Source organism: Bacillus sp. A1, assembly GCF_042296235.1.
GTDB lineage: Bacteria > Bacillota > Bacilli > Bacillales > Bacillaceae > Bacillus > Bacillus velezensis.
This window is the reverse complement of the sequence record NZ_CP141181.1, coordinates 3433448-3452476: the sequence shown is the minus strand read 5'-3', so window position 1 is coordinate 3452476 and position 19029 is coordinate 3433448. Positions and strand designations below refer to the sequence as shown.

Sequence of the window (19029 nt, the reverse complement as noted above, 5' to 3'; positions counted from 1 at the left end):
AAGCGGAGGTGTAAAAGGCAAATGTTTATGTTTGAGAAACCGCATGGCATGAGAGATACGCTGCCCGGTTTATACGAAGCCAAGAAAAAAGTCCGTTCCACACTGACGGATTTAATTGATAAATGGGGTTATCAGTTTATGGAGACGCCGACCCTTGAATTTTATGAAACAGTAGGCGTCCAGTCAGCTATTGAAGAACAGCAGCTATTTAAGCTTCTCGATCAGGACGGAAAAACGCTTGTGCTTCGGCCTGACATGACCGGACCGATTGCCAGGGTGGCGGCGTCTAAGCTGCACAAACACAATCATCCGCTCAGAGCGGGGTACGCGGCAAGCGTCTATCGCGCTCAGGAGCGGGAAGGCGGACGTCCGGCAGAATTTGAACAGGTCGGCGCGGAGCTGATCGGCGACGGATCAACAAGCGCGGACGCCGAGGTGATTGCGCTGGCGGCCGGCGCTTTGAAAAACGCGGGATTGCACCGGTTTAAAATCGCGATCGGCCATGCCGGACTCGCTGATGAGCTGTTTGTCGAGGTTTTGGGCAATGCCGAGCGGGCGGATGTTCTGCGGCGCTTTCTCTTTGAAAAGAATTACGTGGGATACAGGGAACATGTCAAATCGCTTCCGCTTTCTTCAATAGACAAAAGCCGGCTGCTCGCACTTCTGGAATTGCGAGGCGGGAAAGAAATCTGCGCCAAGGCGGAGGAGATCATCGGCATCTCCGGACAAAGCTTGATTCAGGAGCTGGAAGACCTGTGGGACATTCTTGAGGATTACGGGTGTGCCGAGCATATTCGCCTTGATCTGAATATGGTCAGCCATATGAGTTATTACACGGGAATTTTATTCGAAGTGTACGCGGCAAATGTTGGTTTCGTCATCGGAAGCGGCGGACGCTATAACAATCTTCTCGGCCATTTCGGCAGTCCCGCTCCCGCCACGGGTTTCGGGCTCCGTATCGACAGGCTGATTGAAGCGCTCGGCATCCAGGAAGAAACTAGTGAAGCGGACGCTGTGATTTTCAGCAAGGAGCAGCGGGCGCAGGCCATTTTATTCGCGGAGGAAGAAAGGGCGAGAGGCAGAAAAGTCGTCCTGCAGGATTTAGCGGGCATTGAAAATATCGATCATATGACAAAATCATTCGTAAACGTCACATACTTTATCGGTGCAAGAAAGGAAGAGCAGAATGGGTAAGGTACTCACAATGGCAATGCCAAAAGGACGGATATTCGAAGAAGCGGCCGGGTTGCTGCGGCAGGCCGGGTACAGGCTCCCCGAGGAGTTTGAAGAATCGAGAAAGCTGATCATTGACGTTCCTGAAGAAAATCTCCGCTTTATTCTGGCAAAGCCGATGGATGTGACGACTTATGTCGAGCATGGCGTCGCTGATGCCGGTATTGCCGGAAAGGATGTCATGCTTGAGGAAGAGCGTGACGTGTATGAGGTGCTCGATCTGAAAATCAGCAAATGCCATCTCGCCGTTGCGGGGCTTCCCGGAGCGGATTGGAACGGAGTCGCCCCGAGGATTGCGACGAAATATCCGAATGTTGCGTCAAGTTATTTCAGAGAGCAGGGCGAGCAGGTGGAAATCATTAAGCTGAACGGTTCGATTGAATTGGCGCCTTTAATCGGCCTTGCTGACAGAATCGTCGATATCGTATCAACCGGGCGGACATTAAAGGAAAACGGTCTCGTTGAATCAGAACATATTTGTGACATCACATCGCGTTTTATCGTCAATCCGGTCAGCTACCGCATGAAGGATGATGTAATCGACGAAATGGCGGCCAGGCTGGCCAGGGTTGTGGAAGGAGAAACGGCACAATGAAAATAACCGCAGTAAAAAGAAGCGAGCGGTTCTCACTGAAGCGTTCCATCGACAGCGGAACCGAAGAGCAGCGGAAAACCGTCAGGGGGATTATTGAAGACGTCAGACAAAACGGTGACAAAGCCGTTTTGGCCTATACAAAAACATTTGACGGCATCAGCCTGAATCAAATGGCCGTGAGCGCAGAGGAAGTCACCGAGGCGTACCGTCTGCTTGATGATCAGCTGCTGGAAGTGATCAGACAGGCGATTGCCAATATGAAAGAATATCACGAACGCCAGCTGCAATCTTCTTGGTTTTACCATCGCAAAGACGGCACGATGCTCGGGCAGAAAATAACGGCGCTCGATTCCGCGGGCGTATACGTGCCGGGCGGGACGGCCGCTTATCCGTCTTCCGTTTTAATGAATGTCATCCCCGCTCTCGCTGCGGGAGTGGAACGGATCGTTCTCGTCAGTCCTCCGGGGAAAGACGGCCGCCTTTCGCCGGGCGTTCTGGCGGCGGCCTCTGAGCTCGGCATAAAGGAAATTTACAAAGCGGGAGGATCGCAGGCGATTGCCGCGCTCGCTTACGGAACGGAAACGATACAGCCTGTAGATAAGATCACGGGCCCCGGAAATATATTTGTAGCACTCGCGAAGCGGGAAGTCTTCGGCGTTGTGGATATTGACATGATTGCCGGACCCAGTGAAATCGTGGTTCTGGCAGACGATACGGCGGTGCCCAAAGAAGTCGCTGCTGACCTGCTTTCACAGGCCGAACACGATACGCTCAGCTCAAGCGTGCTTGTCACCGACTCACGGAAGCTTGCCGAAGCAGTATCAGATGAGGTGGATAAACAGCTTCAGACCCTGCCGCGCAAAGAAATCGCCGAAGCATCGATCAGGGATCACGGCCGCATTTATATCGCGGAATCGATGGAAGATGCAGTGGACACGGTGAATGCGCTGGCGCCTGAGCATTTAGAAATCATGACGCATTCGCCGGAGGCTTTGCTTGGAAGCATCAGACACGCGGGGGCGATTTTCTTAGGACGATACAGCGCTGAACCGGTCGGCGATTATTTTGCCGGACCGAATCACGTTTTGCCGACAAACGGAACGGCGCGGTTTTCAAGCCCGTTGAATGTAACAGATTTTCAAAAGAAATCGAGCATCATCTCATACAGCCGGAAGGCATTTGAAACACACGCAGACAGCATTGCCGCATTTGCGAGACTGGAAGGGCTTGAAGCGCACGCAAGATCGATTGAAGCGAGAAACGGAGGAATGACCGATGAGAAAAGCGGAACGCGCCAGAACAACAAATGAGACCGATATTAAGCTGGCTTTCGAAATAGACGGAGAAGGAAAAGCCGACATCAGCACGGATGTGCCGTTTATGACTCATATGCTTGATTTGTTCACAAAGCACGGGCAATTCAATTTAACTGTTGACGCAAAAGGCGATACGGAGATAGATGATCACCATACGACTGAAGATATCGGCATCTGTTTAGGGCAGGCTTTTTTGGAGGCGCTCGGTGATAAAAAAGGGATCAAACGGTACGGATCAGCGCTTGTGCCGATGGACGAAGCGCTCGCCCAAGTCGCCGTAGACCTGAGCAACCGGCCGCACCTTGAGATGCGCGCTGCATTTCCGCAAGCGAAAGTCGGAACGTTTGATACCGAGCTGGTACATGAATTTCTATGGAAACTGGCGCTGGAAGCGAGAATGAATCTGCACGTCATCGTTCATTACGGCACGAATACCCATCATATGATAGAAGCCGTGTTTAAGGCGCTTGGCAGAGCGCTTGATGAAGCGTCATCCATTGATCCGCGCGTCAAGGGTGTGCCGTCTACGAAAGGAATGCTGTAAATGATCGGTGTAATTGATTACGGTATGGGCAATTTATTCAGCGTGTCGAAGGCGCTGGAACGCGTCGGCGTCCCGTATGTCGTATCAGACCGGCCGGAAGAGCTTGAAAAAGCGGATGCTTTTATTCTTCCCGGTGTCGGATCGTTCAGTGACGCCATGGACAATTTACGCAGCACGAAGCTTGATCAATTCATACACCGTATGGTTGAAGAGGGGAAGCTGCTCCTCGGCATCTGCCTCGGCATGCAGCTCATTTTCGAAGAAAGCACCGAAAACGGTTCTGCAAAAGGACTTGGTTTATTAGCCGGAAAAGCTGTGAGACTCAAAGACAGAGATGCCGAAGGAAAAAAGCTGAAGGTGCCGCATATGGGCTGGAACCGGCTGACGTTTCACCAAACGTCTCCTTTGCTTTCGGAAGCGGAAGAAGGCTTCGTTTACTTTGTCCATTCCTATTATATAGACGGGATGGAAGACGGCGATCTTCTGGCAAGCGCTGAGTACGGCGTTCGTGTTCCGGCCATCGTCGGGAAACGCAATGTCTTCGGTGCCCAGTTTCACCCGGAAAAAAGCGGTACGGCCGGAATGGCGATCTTAACGCAATTTACAAAAATGGCAGCGGAACAGAAGGTGAAGAAATGAACGCTTTTACATTATATCCGGCAATCGATATGAGAGACGGCAAATGCGTCCGCCTCATCCAAGGCGATTACGGCAAGGAAACGATATACGGTGACTCTCCTTTAGACATGGCGGCGCAATTTGCACAAGAAGGTGCCGAATGGATTCATCTCGTGGATCTTGACGGCGCGAAAGCAGGCAGGAAAGTAAACGACAGGCATGTTCTTGACATTGCGCGGCAGCTTGATGTCAAAGTCGAGATCGGCGGCGGGATCCGTTCTGAAGCGGATGTGTACGGTTATTTATCACAAGGCGTTGATCGCGTCATTCTCGGCAGCTCGGCCGTATCCGATCCGGCATTTGTGAAGAGCATGCTGAAACAATACGGCGGCAAAATCGCGATCGGCCTTGATGCAAGGAACGGATATGTCTCGACGGAAGGCTGGCTGGAAACATCCTCGGTAAGAGCGGCCGATCTGGGCCGTGAATTGGCGGCCGAAGGAGCGGAAACCTTCATTTTCACGGATATTGCAACTGACGGCATGCTGTCAGGACCGAACATCGAAAGCACCGTTCAGCTCGCAAAAGCAACGGGAAAAACCGTCATCGCTTCAGGCGGAGTCAGCTCAGTCGCCGATCTCAAAGCACTGGCCCGCTTCAAAGACGCGGGCGTATCGGGAGCGATTATCGGAAAAGCGCTGTATACAAAACAATTTACATTGGCTGAAGCGCTCAGCGGGGTGAAGGACGCATGATCACGAAACGAATCATTCCGTGTCTCGATGTGAAAGAAGGACGCGTCGTCAAAGGCATACAATTTCTCGGGCTGAAAGATGCGGGCGATCCTGTCGAGCTGGCCGAAGCTTACGACAGGGAGGGCGCTGACGAACTTGTTTTTCTCGACATTTCCGCCTCTCACGAAGGCCGCAAGACGATGACAGACGTTGTAGAACAGGTTGCGGCAAAACTGGCGATTCCGTTTACGGTCGGCGGCGGAATTAATCAATTAAGCGATATGAAACGAATGCTTCGCGCCGGCGCTGACAAGGTATCCGTTAATACAGCGGCCGTCCTCCGCCCCGAGCTGATTACGGAAGGAGCGGATTTTTTCGGCTCGCAATGCATCGTCGCGGCGATTGACGCAAAGTATGACGAAGATTCGGATTGCTATAAAGTGTACACACACGGCGGCAGACAGAAAACCGACTGGGAAGTCACGGCCTGGGCAAAAGAAGCCGTCAGCCGGGGAGCGGGCGAAATCCTGCTGACAAGCATGGACGCAGACGGTGAGAAAACAGGCTTTAATCATACGCTCACACAGCTTGTCACACGTGCCGTCCCGGTGCCCGTCATTGCGTCAGGGGGAGCCGGCAGCGCGCGCCATATGCTTGAAGCCTTCACGATCGGTGAAGCGGACGCCGCGCTTGCAGCTTCCATTTTCCATTACAAAGAGACATCTATAAAAGAAGTGAAAGATTATATGAAGAAACACGGGGTGAATGTGAGATGAAACGGGCAGATGAACTGCGGTTTGACGAGGCCGGACTGATTCCCGCCATCGTACAGGATGCGGCAAGCAAAGAAGTGCTGACACTGGCTTATATGAATCGTGAATCCTACGAAAAAACGATAGAAACGAAAGAAACCTGGTTTTACAGCCGTTCACGGCAGGAGCTGTGGCATAAAGGAGCGACATCAGGGAATACCCAAAAGGTGAAAGCCATCCGTTATGACTGCGATCAAGATGCCCTCGTCGTGCTTGCGGAGCCCTCAGGACCCGCCTGCCATAAAGGAAGTTACAGCTGCTTTTCTCCGGAAAAAGCGGACGCGCAGGATCGTTTCGGCATCTTAAACGAACTGGAAAGCGTAATCGCCAAACGGCAGGCGGAGATGCCTGACGGAGCCTACACAACGTACCTGTTTCGGGAAGGCGTCGATAAAATCCTCAAAAAAGTCGGCGAGGAAGCCGCAGAGGTTATTATCGCCGCAAAAAACCGCGACCATGAAGAATTAAAATGGGAAGCGGCAGATTTGCTGTATCATTTGCTCGTTCTTCTGCGTGAGCAGTCGCTTCCTTTGGACGACGTGCTTGACGTCCTTGCAAAACGCCATTCAGCATCTGAGTAAAACAAACCTCACGGAGAGATCCGTGAGGTTTTTAATCTGTCAAACTTAAACATTCAATTAAATATTCCTTATTTCCGCAACCGGAGGCAGATGAATTTGATAATATTGACTAATAGAGTTTATTTTGGTTTTTGTCAAAAATGTACGTTTTGTTCATATTCCGTTCATGCACATCCGTTATAGTATAAACAGTGATATAGGAGGAAAACATATGCCGAATAAACAACCAAAACCTAAAGGGAAATTCAGCTCATTCTTTTCATTAGTCAAAAAAACAAAACCATCATACGGTATGCTGGCCTTCGCGCTGTCTCTCAGTATTGTGACAACGCTCGTCAGCCTGCTGATTCCGCTATTGACAAAGCAGCTCGTTGACGGCTTTTCCATGTCGTCGCTGTCAGGCGTGCAAATCGGAATCATCGCAGCCGTGTTTATCGTACAGGCCGCATTAAGCGCCTACGCCACCTACGCTCTGAACTACAGCGGCCAGAAAATCATCTCGGGACTGCGTGATTTGTTGTGGCAGAAATTAATTAAACTGCCCGTCTCTTATTTTGACAAAAACGCCACGGGAGAAACGATCAGCCGTGTCACCAATGACACAATGGTGGTAAAAGAGCTGATCACAAACAATATCAGCGGATTTATTACCGGAATCATTTCCGTTATCGGATCACTGACGATCTTATTTTTCATGAACTGGAAGCTGACATTGCTCGTGCTGATCGTCGTGCCGCTGGCTGCGGTGATTTTAGTGCCGATCGGCCGGAAAATGTTTAAAATTTCTCGGGAAACACAGGATGAAACGGCGAGATTCACCGGATTATTAAACCACATCCTCCCGGAAATCAGGCTTGTAAAAGCGTCAAACGCTGAAGAAGCGGAATACGGACGCGGAAAAGCAGGCATCATGGCGCTCTTTAAACTCGGGCTGCGTGAAGCGAAGGTGCAGTCGCTCGTAGGCCCGCTTATTACACTTGTATTAATGGCGGCGCTGGTCGCTGTCATCGGATACGGCGGGATGCAGGTGTCATCCGGTGAATTGACAGCCGGCGCACTCGTTGCCTTTATCCTGTATTTGTTTCAGATCATTATGCCGATGGGCCAGATCACTTCATTTTTCACACAGCTTCAAAAATCCGTCGGCGCAACGGAACGGATGATTCATATTCTTGCAGAAAAAGAAGAAGATATCCAAACCGGAAAAGCCATTGAAAACGCAGATCAGCCGATTAAGCTTGAACAAGTCTCATTCGGCTACAAAACAGATCAAGCCATCTTAAAAGACATTACGGCTACGATTGAGGCCGGCAAAGTCACCGCGATCGTCGGACCGAGCGGCGGCGGAAAAACAACGTTATTTAAGCTGCTTGAACGATTCTACAATCCGACTGCGGGCAGCATCCTGCTCGGAAATGAACCGATTGATGCGTATTCCCTTGAGTCATGGCGGGAGCATATCGGCTACGTGTCGCAAGAAAGCCCGTTAATGTCAGGCACCATCCGCGACAATATCTGCTACGGATTAAAACGCGAGGTGACTGATGAGGAACTGAGGCAAGCGGCTGACATGGCCTACGCCCTGCAATTTATTGAAGACTTACCGAAGAAATTTGAAACCGAGGTCGGTGAGCGGGGAATTATGCTGTCAGGCGGACAGCGCCAGCGCATCGCTATTGCCAGAGCGCTCCTTCGCAACCCGAGCATTCTGATGCTTGATGAAGCGACATCAAGTCTGGACAGCCAATCTGAAAAATGGGTGCAGCAGGCGCTGGAAGTTCTAATGGAAGGCCGCACCACCATCGTGATCGCCCACCGTTTATCCACGGTTGTGGATGCAGATCAGCTTCTCTTTGTCGAACAGGGTGAAATCACCGGACGGGGCACACACCATGAATTAATGGCATCCCATTCGCTGTACCGCGATTTTGCGGAGCAGCAGCTGAAGCTGAATGCCGACTTAGAAAACAAAGCTGTGTAAAGCAAGACTTTATGAATAAAAAGCAGCTGAAAAAGCTGCTTTTTATTTTGTAGACGGAGTTCTGTTCATAGAAAGCGGAGGTTAAATCATGAAAAAACGCACAAAGATTTTTTATTGTCACGCGGCCGTACTGCTCGTATTCATGACTGCCGGGTGTACGGGCGGTAACGATGATGAGCCAGGCCATTCTTCAAGTCCGGCCGGGGGAAGCAGCATCAACAAGGCTGAAACAGCATCAGCGGCAGAAAAAAACGAACCCGTAAACAAAGATTCACATCACGTCTCTGCGGACAAAAGCGAACCGGATAACATGTCGACAGATTATTCTCCTCTGCAAATTGAATATGCCCGCATCTGGCTGCAGCTTGGGGAAAATCAGCAGATAGATGAATTGAACGTTCGCCGCATTCCGGCCGGAGCACTCGTCAACCCTGACGATCACACGAGCGCCCGCTATCCGGAAGATGTTACGCAGTTAGCAGGCTCCCGGTTAATCGATGGGTCAGTCACTTACAGCAGCAACGGCGACGGCACCATTCAGGTATACAATGTTCCTTTGCGCTGGGAGTCTCGTGAAGATACTGATCAAGGCGTAATGAAAGAAGTGACGGAAGAGATGATCCGCCATACAAAAAAAGTGTCTGTTGATACAGGAGACAATGAAAAAATAAGACGGTTAATAGACATCATGTCGATTCATTAAAAGAAGACAGGCAAAAAAGCAGAAGGAGGGATTTTCATGGCTGTCATATTAGTTGCGGATGACGACCGCCATATCCGTGAGCTTGTCCGCCTTATGATGGAGCAGAGCGGTTTTGACGTCGCAGAAGCGGAAGACGGGGAAGCGGCGGTGCGGCTGATCGAATCCGCACCTATAGATCTCATCATACTGGATGTGATGATGCCGAAAATGGACGGGTTTGAAGTCAGTGAAGCCGTCCGCAGCTTTACGGACATTCCGATTTTGATGCTGACGGCAAAAGGCGAAACGCTGGACAAAGTGCAAGGTTTTACTTCCGGAGCGGATGATTATCTCGTCAAACCGTTTGAGCCGCTTGAGCTGGAAGCAAGGGTCAAAGCATTGCTGAAACGGTACCGGATCACCGCTGAAAAACTGCTGACCATCGGAACGGTCACATTAGATAAGCAATCCCGCACCGTAACGCGCGGCGGCGGAGCGGGATTGACACTGCCCCGGCGTGAATTTGAGCTTTTATTTAAGCTCGCCGGTTATCCGAATAAGACGTTTTCAAGAGAACAATTAATAGAAGATATTTGGGGCTTTGATTATGAAGGTGACGAGCGGACCGTTGATGTGCATATTAAAAGGCTGAGAGAACGGTTTCCGGAAAAAGACTATCCGTTTGCCATCCATACGGTTCGGGGGCTCGGGTATCGGTTTGTGGTGACAGGATGAAACGGATCTTCAGAACGGCTGGGAAAATCATCATCCTTCTCACCGTCACCGCAATCTTATGGCTGGCGGCTCACCTGATCGTTCAGGGATTCGGTCTCATATGGCCGATTTTGCTTGTGCCGTACGCCGAGCAGATTCTGACGCTTTGGCTTGTTTTCGGCCTGCTGTTTGTAACGATGTTTATTTTTTCAAAGTCAGCACGTGAAAGACATCATGCGATCTGGGATTCGCTGACCGCCACGATCAAGCAAATGTCGAGCGGCAACTTCACAGCGGCCGCTTCCCGGAAAATGGAGAAGATTGAGCGGAACCACCCCGTGACGAAATTGGCTGATGAACTGTCGACACTCGCCGCGGAACTGAGTGAAATGGAAAAACTGAAACAAGAATTTATTTCGAACGTTTCCCATGAAATCCAAACCCCGCTCACTTCATTAAAGGGCTACGCGCATCTTCTGAAAAAACCGGATTTATCATATGAGGAGCGGGGGCGCTACTTACACATCATCGAAACAGAAACAGAACGATTATCAAAAATCAGTGAAAATCTGCTGAAGCTCACTGCGCTCGAACGCCAAACCGAACCGATACAAAAAAAACCGTTCCGCATTGACAAACAGCTGCGGCGCACCATATTGACCTGTGAGCCTGAATGGTCCGCCAAACAGATTGAGTTTCTCATTGATTTACAGGAGTCGTATGTGTACGGAGATGAAGCGCTGCTCAGCCAAGTATGGATGAATCTGATTCACAATGCCGTAAAATTTACCGGTGAAGGCGGCCGCATTTCCGTTAAAATTGCAGATCTGCCGGGAGCGGCGGCTGTCGAAATCGCCGACGACGGAATCGGAATGGAGCCTGAACAGGCGGAGCGTGTATTTGAACGGTTTTATAAAGCGGACAAGGCGAGAAACGCAGGGGGAAGCGGGCTCGGTCTGTCCATCGCCCAAAAAATCGCAGAGCTGCACGGCGGTTCGATAGAGGTTGAGAGCAAGCGCGGCGAAGGAACCCTTTTCCGCGTCATTCTTCCAGCCGAGCCTCGTGAAAAAAACAGCTAAAATCTGGTCGAACCAGCCAGTAAAAAACGAAGCCGATCCTGTCTTTTGAACTATTGAGGCGAAACCGTTTTATGGTATACTACTGACGGTAATACGTATAAAACGGAGGATATTTGTGGGAAAACACACTTCTGAACAGAAAAAGCACGCGCAAATTGTCCAGCTGCTTCAGGATGGACAATATTTTTTTCATAAAGGCTTAAAAGCATATAAAGAGCGGAATTTAAAACGGGCCAGCAAACTGATTCAGCGGGCCGTCCACCTCGAGCCGAATGATTCCGAAATGCTGTCCCGGCTGGCCGTCATTTATTCTGAAATGGGCCACTACCAGCAGTCAAATGAGCTGTTCGACTTTATTTTGGTGAACCTGAAAGAAGAAATGCCCGAGTGTCATTACTTTAAAGCGAATAATTTCGCGCATTTGGGGCTCTTTCAGGAAGCATACAAAGAAGCGGCGGCTTATTCAGATGCCGATCCGGACGGGGAATTCAGCGAAGAGATTGAAAATCTGATGGAGCTTTTGGATTTCGGCGAAGCGGGTGAAAACGAATCGCTCTATGACCAGGATGAGCTGCTGATCAGGCAGGACCGGGCAAAAACGCTTCTTGAGAGCGGCCAGCTTCATGAAGCGGTTGTCATGCTTGAAGAGATTACGGCCGATTACCCCGAGCTTTGGTCTGCATACAACAACCTGGCGCTCGCTTACTTTTACTCAGGCAATGTCACAAAAGCGAAACAAACGGTATTCGAAGTGCTTGAGAAAAATGAAGGCAATCTCCATGCCCTGTGCAACCTCCTTGTATTCTGCTATTACGAGAGGGAAGATGAAAAAGTCGGAGAATTGAGCGAAAGGCTCGCTAATGTGTATCCGATTTTATTCGAACAGCGCTATAAGCTGGGGGCGACGCTTGCGCTTGTCGGCAGACATGATCTCGGTTATAAATGGCTCCGTTCTCTTTACAAAAGCGGGTTCGAAGGCGACGACACGTTTTATTACTGGCTTGCCGCCTCAGCCTACGGGACAGGCCGCACAGAATTTGCGGAAACCATTTGGAAAAAGGCAGAAGCCGAATTTCCCGAATCAGACCGGCCCGCGCCTTGGGCGGAGCGGCAGGAACCGCTGCCTGCTTCACTTGAACAGCGGCTTGCCGCCTATTATATCAGCAGCGCTGAAGGAGAGCGGGACCAGCTTGAAAAAGTTCTGACGGCAAAACGCGCCGTTTCACCGTTTGAACAAGATTTCGTCAGACTGCTGCTTTCCGGTGAAAAAGGCGCTTCAGGCGTTTCCGGTGATGCGCTGTTCACATATCGGACGGTCAAGCTTCTGGAGAAAGCGGAAGCCGACAGTTTAAAAACTGACGTCATGAGCTGCTGGGTTTTTCACGTCATTCAGCACATCCGCGCCGCCGCTGCCGTACAGAATGAGCGGGCATGGGCCGCAGCCATCGCATATGTATGGAAAGAAGCAAACGGCGAAAAAACGACGAAAAAAGAAACGGCCGCCGTTTACGGTATAACGCCGGCAACACTTTCGAAATACATCAGACAAATAGATGATATTTTAGAATAAAACCGATTCTTTCTATATAAAGAGTCGGTTCTTTTTTTATCAGAAAGGGGCAAAACAGAACTTTACCGCCGAAAAAAGAGGTATTCATACGTATTTTTTTGCTTTTTGAATCGAAATCGGGCTGTAATCACCGTTTATTTTGCAAAATATGAGATTTGCAATCACATTGAAATATAACTGTAATAAAAATTGTCGAAACATGATGGTATAATGAGTCTCGTACATAAGAGATTAGTTTATTTTACATGTGCTGTATAATCTATACCAATTTAAAAGATTTAAAGATTCATACATAAAAATCATCAGCCTCACGGGTATGTGAGGGAGCGTAACTTTGATGTTCATAATAGAATTCCAAATGAGAACAGGTTTAAAGTAAAAGGGAGGAAAGAAAAAGTGAAAAAGAGTTTATTAACACTTGGTTTGGCTTCCGTCATCGGGACAAGCAGTTTTTTGATCCCGTTTACAAAAACTGCATCGGCGGAAACATTAGACAGCAAAAAAGCGAAAATTGAAAGCAAACAATCTGAGGTGGCTTCAAGCCTTGAAGCAAAAGAAAGAGAATTGTCTAAGCTTCAGGACAAGCAGGCTAAGATTGAAAAAGAACTGAAAGACATTAACGCTAAAGCGTTGGATACAAGCAATAAAATCGAAGATAAAAAAGCTGAAAACGAAAAAACGAAAAAGCAGATCGCTGATTTGAAAAAAGAAATCAAAGAAACAGAAGCGCGTATTGAAAAACGCAATGAAATCCTGAAAAAACGCGTTCGTTCTTTACAGGAAAACGGCGGTTCTCAAGGATACATAGATGTTCTTTTAGGGGCGACAAGCTTCGGAGACTTCATTTCCCGTGCGACTGCGGTATCTTCTATCGTTGATGCGGATAAAGAGCTGATCAAACAGCAGGAGCAGGATAAAGCGAAACTCGAAGACGCAGAAGCTGAACTTAACGTGAAGCTGAAAAAAGTTCAAGATGATCTTGCGAAACTCGAGTCTATGCAAAAAGACCTGAATAAACAGCTTGATCAGAAAGACAAGCTTTTTGACGAAGCGAAAAACGGACAGAAAAAAGCGGCTTCCGCTATCTCTGATCTGAAAAAAGAAGCATCAAAGCTTGCAAACGAAAAAGCTGACACTGAAAAAGAACAGAAGCGCATTAAAGCTGAGCAGGCTGCAGCGGCTGCCCTGATCAAAAAACAGGAAGAAGCGCAAAAAGCTTCTGAAGACCAAAACCAAAAAGATGACAGCCAGCCGGCACCGGCGGTTAAAACTGTGAAAAAAGCGGCTGTTTCAACATCATCTGATTCATCTGACAGCTCAAGCAAACCGAAGAGCACTTCAGGCGGATCATCTCATAACAGCGGCGGTTCAGATGATTCTGACGGCGGATCTGTTATTTCAAATTCAGGCGGTATTGAAGGCGCGATCAGCGTAGGTTCAAGCCTTGTGGGTCAATCCCCGTACAAATTCGGCGGCGGACGCACTCAATCTGATATTAACAACCGTATTTTTGACTGCTCTTCATTCGTACGCTGGGCTTATGCTAACGCAGGCGTTAACCTCGGACCTGCAAGCGGCACAAACACAGATACATTAATCGGAAGAGGTAAAGCAGTAAGCGCGTCTGACATGAAACGCGGAGACTTAGTATTCTTCAATACGTATAAAACAAACGGCCACGTCGGCATCTACTTAGGTAACGGAACGTTCCTGAACGATAATACATCACACGGTGTATCCATTGATTCTATGAGCAACCCTTACTGGAAGAAAGCATTCAACGGCAATGTAAGACGTGTCGTGCAATAATGAATAAGACAAGGGCCTTCTATCCCGGAAGGCTCTTTCTTTATTTGTATACCCGCTCAGGAGCCGACTAATCATGGTTTCTCAGAAAAATGAGCAAAAAAATAGCGAATTGCCCTCAGATTTAATAGGATATGGGTAAGGAATACGATTGATGGGGATTCTTAGTCATATAGGGTGCGCCCCATTTCGAAAAGGAGTGAATCATGGTGTCAGAAGAAAAAATTTATGATGTGATCATTATCGGCGCGGGTCCGGCGGGGATGACCGCTGCTGTTTACACATCACGAGCGAACTTATCCACATTAATGATTGAAAGAGGAATTCCGGGCGGCCAGATGGCCAACACGGAGGATGTTGAAAACTATCCGGGTTTTGAAAGCATTCTCGGCCCTGAACTTTCAAATAAAATGTTTGAACATGCGAAAAAATTCGGTGCGGAATATGCGTACGGCGATATTAAAGAAATTGTTGACGGTAAAGAATATAAAACGGTCAAAGCCGGTTCAAAAGAATATAAAGCGCGCGCCATCGTCATTTCTGCCGGAGCGGAATACAAAAAGATCGGCGTTCCCGGCGAAAAAGAACTGGGCGGCCGCGGCGTATCGTACTGCGCGGTTTGTGACGGCGCGTTCTTTAAAAATAAAGAGCTTGTCGTTGTCGGCGGCGGAGACTCCGCCGTTGAAGAAGGCGTCTATCTGACACGCTTCGCTTCAAAAGTCACCATCGTTCACAGACGTGACAAATTGCGTGCGCAAAGCATTCTTCAGGCGCGTGCCTTTGACAATGAGAAAATTGACTTCAAATGGAACAAAACCGTAAAAGAAATCCATGAGGAAAACGGAAAAGTCGGCAGACTTACTCTTGTGGATACCGTGACGGGAGAAGAGGAAGAATTCAAAGCTGACGGCGTCTTTATTTATATCGGTATGCTTCCGCTTTCTAAACCGTTCGAAAACTTGGGCATCACAAATGAAGAAGGCTACATTGAAACAAATGCCCAAATGGAGACAAAAGTCCCTGGGATTTTCGCTGCGGGAGACATCCGTGAAAAAACGCTCCGCCAGATCGTAACGGCGACAGGCGACGGAAGTATTGCGGCTCAAAGCGTTCAGCATTATGTGGAAGAGCTTGAGGAAACGCTCAAAACCGTTAAATAATCACTGTAATGTTCAGTTTTTGAATCGTTACTGTGTTTTAATTACGCTGTAACACGGGTGAAATACTGATGTTTTAAGATGAATGTAGTAATTGACCCCCTTTTTAATGAATACACTTTGGCACGGATTCCAGTATCCGTGCCCTTTTTTTGCGATTTTCTGTTTTCTGTCAAATAAAAGAAAAGGATGTCGGTGTCTCTGCATTGTGAGAGACATGCCGAAACGGTATAATGAAGAGACGATGATTTGTTGAGAAGGTTAGGTGACGTACTTGTGCAAAGAGTGACAAATTGTGTGCTGCAGACAGATGATCAGGTTCTCCTTCTCCAAAAGCCGAGACGGGGCTGGTGGGTCGCGCCCGGCGGGAAGATGGAAAGCGGCGAATCCGTCAGAGATTCCGTCATCAGAGAGTACAGAGAAGAGACGGGCATTTATATACTAAATCCGCAGTTAAAAGGCGTGTTTACCTTTATTATTAAGGAACAGGAACAAATCGTGTCAGAGTGGATGATGTTTACTTTCGTCGCCGACTCGTACACGGGGCGGAATGTCGCTGAATCAGAGGAAGGCGTTCTGAAGTGGCATGACGTAAAAGATATCCACAGCCTTCCGATGGCCCCCGGAGACGGGCATATCCTTGATTTTATGATCAAGGGCCAAGGGCTTTTGCACGGCACCTTTACGTATACGCCGGACTTCGAGCTGCTCAGTTATCGTTTAGATCCGCAGCTTATCAAATAAAAGAAAGACCGCAGGGGGGAGAAAGATGAGTATGAATGAAAACCATGATATTCAGCTCGTCATCATTACGGGAATGTCCGGAGCGGGGAAAACCGTCGCCATTCAAAGCTTTGAGGATCTCGGCTATTTTTGCGTCGACAATCTGCCGCCTTCCTTGCTGCCGAAATTTTTGGAGCTGATGAAAGAATCAAGTTCAAAAATGAGCAAGGTCGCGCTTGTCATGGATCTGCGGGGACGCGAATTTTTTGACAGGCTGATTGAGGCGCTGGATGAAATGGCGGAAAATCCGTGGATTACACCGCGCATTCTCTTTTTAGACGCTAAGGATTCCATTCTTGTGACGAGATACAAAGAAACGAGGCGTTCTCACCCGCTGGCCGCTACCGGGCTTCCTCTCGAAGGAATCGCGCTGGAACGCCAGCTGCTTGAAGAATTGAAAGGGCGCTCTCAGCTGATCTATGACACATCGGATATGAAACCGCGTGATCTGCGTGAAAAAATCGTGGCGCATTTCGCCACGAACCAAGGTGAAACATTTACAGTGAACGTAATGTCATTCGGGTTCAAATACGGGCTTCCGATAGATGCCGACCTCGTGTTTGATGTAAGGTTTCTGCCGAATCCGTTCTACATTGAAAGCATGAGGCCGCTTACGGGGAAAGATGAGGAAGTGTCATCCTATGTGATGAAGTGGAACGAAACACAAAAGTTTATTGAAAAGCTTGTTGATCTGCTCGGCTTTATGCTTCCGTCTTATAAGCGGGAAGGTAAAAGCCAGCTTGTCATCGCGATCGGCTGTACGGGCGGCCAGCACCGCTCCGTCACGCTCGCTGAGTATTTGGCTGACTATTTTAAAAAAGATTTCTATACTCATGTCACTCACCGGGACATTGAAAAGAGAAGCCGGAAATGAATAAGAAGCCGAAAATCGCAATCTTCGGCGGCGGAACGGGTCTGTCCGTGCTGCTTCGGGGGTTAAAGCATAAGCCCGTTGATATTACGGCGATTGTGACAGTTGCTGATGACGGCGGAAGTTCAGGCCGTCTGCGGGATGAACTTCAAATTCCGCCGCCGGGTGACATTCGTAACGTACTGGCCGCTTTGTCAGATGTTGAGCCGCTCGTTGAAAATCTGTTTCAGCACCGTTTCAACAAAGGAAGCGACTTAACCGGACATTCGCTCGGCAATTTGATTTTGGCAGCGATGACAAATATAACCGGTGATTTCTTTCACGCTGTCACCGAAATGAGCAAGGTGCTGAATGTCCGCGGCAGAGTGCTGCCGGCTGCCAACACCAGTGTCGTTCTTCACGCTGAAATGGAGGACGGGCAGGTCGTCTCCGGAGAATCGACAATCCCTTCTTACGGCCAGCGGATTAAACGGGTGTTTCTTACGCCTGAAAAAATTGATCCGCTCCCGGAAACGATTGACGTCATCCGTCAGGCCGATTTAATCATTATCGGTCCGGGAAGCCTGTACACAAGCATTCTTCCGAATCTGCTCGTGCCGAAAATCGGAGAAGAAGTCGTCAAGGCTGCGGCCAAAAAAGTATATATATGCAACGTCATGACACAGCCCGGCGAGACGCTGCAATACAGCGCGGCCGACCATGTCAAGGCGCTGAACGATCATATGGAGCAGCCGTTTATCGACACGATCTTAATCAACAATGAGGAGATCCCTGACGAAATCAAAAGCAAATATGCGAAAGAGCTGGCCCGGCCCGTCGACTTCAATATTGAAAAGCTGAAATCCATGGGGCTTGAGGTCATCAGGGATCAGATTATCACGTATAAAAATGGCGTAATCCGTCACGATACACATAAAGTGGCTTCTCTTCTTGTCGATTTATTAAGGGACTAGAGGCCTTTTGAAATGAGGTGGCTAATATGTCATTTGCATCGGAAACAAAAAAAGAACTGACGAATCTGGAAGTGAAGGACTGCTGCGCCAAGGCGGAGCTGTCCGCGCTGATTCGGATGAACGGTTCCCTGTCATTTTCAAACCGCCATCTCGTGCTTGACGTTCAAACCGAAAATGCGGCGATTGCCCGCCGCATTTATACATTGCTGAAGAAACAATATGATGTATCGGTCGAACTGTTAGTCAGAAAAAAAATGCGGCTGAAAAAAAATAATGTTTATATTGTGCGCTTTTCTGAAAATGCAAAGCTGATTTTAGAGGAATTGAAAATCCTCGGAGAGAACTTTGTATTTGAACGGAATATTTCTGAGGAACTGGTGGCGAAACGGTGCTGCAAACGTTCTTATATGAGAGGGGCGTTTTTGGCGGGGGGATCTGTGAATAACCCGGAAACCTCGTCGTACCACTTGGAAATCTTCTCGCTTTATAAGGAACATAACGATTCATTATGCGCGCTGCTGAATGAATTTCATCTGAACAGTAAGACGCTTGAACGGAAAAAAGGCTATATTACGTATTTAAAAGAGGCGGAAAAAATCACTGAATTTCTGAATGTCATCGGCGCTCACAATTCACTGTTGCGCTTTGAAGATGTGCGGATTGTCAGAGATATGAGAAACTCAGTGAACCGCCTCGTCAATTGTGAAACAGCAAACTTAAACAAAACCATTGGGGCTTCTCTCAGACAGGTGGAAAATATTAAATACATTGATGAACGGATCGGTCTTGAAGCGCTGCCGGAAAAGCTTCGCGAAATTGCGCAGCTGCGGATTGATTATCAGGAGGTCACGCTGAAAGAACTGGGGGAAATGGTTGCAAGCGGGAAAATCAGCAAATCCGGCATCAATCACAGGCTGAGAAAGCTCGATGAAATCGCAGAACAGCTGCGTACAGGACAAAGCATCACTTTGAAATAACCGTACAGAAAAGGGGAGATCTT

19 protein-coding genes are annotated in these 19029 nt (G+C 48.6%); all 19 read left to right on the top strand.

Translation table 11 applies throughout. The features are described 5' to 3' along the window. Positions 1-21: 21 nt before the first annotated feature. The 19 genes from U2H13_RS17105 to whiA all read left to right on the top strand — a co-directional run bounded on the left by U2H13_RS17105 (position 22) and on the right by whiA (position 19006). Positions 22-1194, top strand: a complete 1173-nt coding sequence (locus tag U2H13_RS17105) for an ATP phosphoribosyltransferase regulatory subunit (protein WP_022553850.1) — start codon at positions 22-24, stop codon at positions 1192-1194. Further along, a complete protein-coding gene (hisG, locus tag U2H13_RS17100; RefSeq protein ID WP_012118547.1) occupies positions 1187-1828 on the top strand; it encodes an ATP phosphoribosyltransferase in 642 nt (213 codons plus the stop codon). Before U2H13_RS17105 ends, hisG begins: the two co-directional genes overlap by 8 nt. Continuing rightward, on the top strand, positions 1825-3138 hold the full coding sequence (hisD, locus tag U2H13_RS17095; RefSeq protein WP_094296326.1) for a histidinol dehydrogenase: 1314 nt from the start codon (positions 1825-1827) through the stop codon (positions 3136-3138). Before hisG ends, hisD begins: the two co-directional genes overlap by 4 nt. Then, the gene (gene hisB, locus U2H13_RS17090; protein WP_007614023.1) at positions 3104-3688 is read left to right on the top strand and encodes an imidazoleglycerol-phosphate dehydratase HisB; all 585 of its coding nucleotides are present in this window, start codon (positions 3104-3106) and stop codon (positions 3686-3688) included. The genes hisD and hisB overlap by 35 nt, the downstream gene beginning before the upstream one ends. Next, on the top strand, positions 3689-4327 hold the full coding sequence (gene hisH / locus U2H13_RS17085; protein ID WP_094296325.1) for an imidazole glycerol phosphate synthase subunit HisH: 639 nt from the start codon (positions 3689-3691) through the stop codon (positions 4325-4327). Beyond that, positions 4324-5061, top strand: coding sequence for a 1-(5-phosphoribosyl)-5-[(5-phosphoribosylamino)methylideneamino]imidazole-4-carboxamide isomerase (hisA, locus tag U2H13_RS17080; protein ID WP_021495257.1), 738 nt, complete (start codon positions 4324-4326; stop codon positions 5059-5061). The genes hisH and hisA overlap by 4 nt, the downstream gene beginning before the upstream one ends. Further along, a complete protein-coding gene (gene hisF, locus U2H13_RS17075) occupies positions 5058-5816 on the top strand; it encodes an imidazole glycerol phosphate synthase subunit HisF (protein ID WP_014418971.1) in 759 nt (252 codons plus the stop codon). The genes hisA and hisF overlap by 4 nt, the downstream gene beginning before the upstream one ends. Further along, a complete protein-coding gene (hisIE, locus tag U2H13_RS17070; protein WP_021495256.1) occupies positions 5813-6433 on the top strand; it encodes a bifunctional phosphoribosyl-AMP cyclohydrolase/phosphoribosyl-ATP diphosphatase HisIE in 621 nt (206 codons plus the stop codon). Before hisF ends, hisIE begins: the two co-directional genes overlap by 4 nt. 211 nt (positions 6434-6644) lie before the next feature. Further along, positions 6645-8414, top strand: a complete 1770-nt coding sequence (locus tag U2H13_RS17065) for an ABC transporter ATP-binding protein (protein ID WP_094296324.1) — start codon at positions 6645-6647, stop codon at positions 8412-8414. A gap of 88 nt (positions 8415-8502) precedes the next feature. Continuing rightward, complete coding sequence (locus tag U2H13_RS17060; protein WP_103526603.1) at positions 8503-9117, top strand: hypothetical protein; 615 nt, start codon at positions 8503-8505, stop codon at positions 9115-9117. A gap of 36 nt (positions 9118-9153) precedes the next feature. Further along, a complete protein-coding gene (locus U2H13_RS17055; RefSeq protein WP_012118540.1) occupies positions 9154-9831 on the top strand; it encodes a response regulator transcription factor in 678 nt (225 codons plus the stop codon). Next, the gene (locus U2H13_RS17050; protein ID WP_021495254.1) at positions 9828-10889 is read left to right on the top strand and encodes a cell wall metabolism sensor histidine kinase WalK; all 1062 of its coding nucleotides are present in this window, start codon (positions 9828-9830) and stop codon (positions 10887-10889) included. The genes U2H13_RS17055 and U2H13_RS17050 overlap by 4 nt, the downstream gene beginning before the upstream one ends. 115 nt (positions 10890-11004) lie before the next feature. Then, positions 11005-12459 carry a lipopolysaccharide assembly protein LapB gene (locus tag U2H13_RS17045; RefSeq protein WP_103526604.1) on the top strand — a complete coding sequence of 485 codons (1455 nt, stop codon included), beginning with the start codon at positions 11005-11007 and terminating at the stop codon, positions 12457-12459. A gap of 396 nt (positions 12460-12855) precedes the next feature. Beyond that, positions 12856-14268, top strand: coding sequence for an NlpC/P60 family protein (locus U2H13_RS17040; RefSeq protein WP_007407424.1), 1413 nt, complete (start codon positions 12856-12858; stop codon positions 14266-14268). Between the two features lie 206 nt (positions 14269-14474). Further along, positions 14475-15425: a thioredoxin-disulfide reductase gene (trxB, locus tag U2H13_RS17035; protein ID WP_007407423.1), complete on the top strand. Its 951-nt coding sequence runs from the start codon at positions 14475-14477 to the stop codon at positions 15423-15425. 273 nt (positions 15426-15698) lie between these two features. Continuing rightward, a complete protein-coding gene (locus U2H13_RS17030; RefSeq protein ID WP_003151491.1) occupies positions 15699-16166 on the top strand; it encodes an 8-oxo-dGTP diphosphatase in 468 nt (155 codons plus the stop codon). A gap of 25 nt (positions 16167-16191) precedes the next feature. Further along, positions 16192-17079, top strand: a complete 888-nt coding sequence (rapZ, locus tag U2H13_RS17025; protein WP_012118535.1) for an RNase adapter RapZ — start codon at positions 16192-16194, stop codon at positions 17077-17079. Then, positions 17076-18029: a YvcK family protein gene (yvcK, locus tag U2H13_RS17020; protein ID WP_014418964.1), complete on the top strand. Its 954-nt coding sequence runs from the start codon at positions 17076-17078 to the stop codon at positions 18027-18029. Before rapZ ends, yvcK begins: the two co-directional genes overlap by 4 nt. Positions 18030-18055: 26 nt before the next feature. Continuing rightward, positions 18056-19006, top strand: a complete 951-nt coding sequence (gene whiA / locus U2H13_RS17015; RefSeq protein ID WP_007407421.1) for a DNA-binding protein WhiA — start codon at positions 18056-18058, stop codon at positions 19004-19006. The last annotated feature ends 23 nt before the right edge of the window (positions 19007-19029 follow it).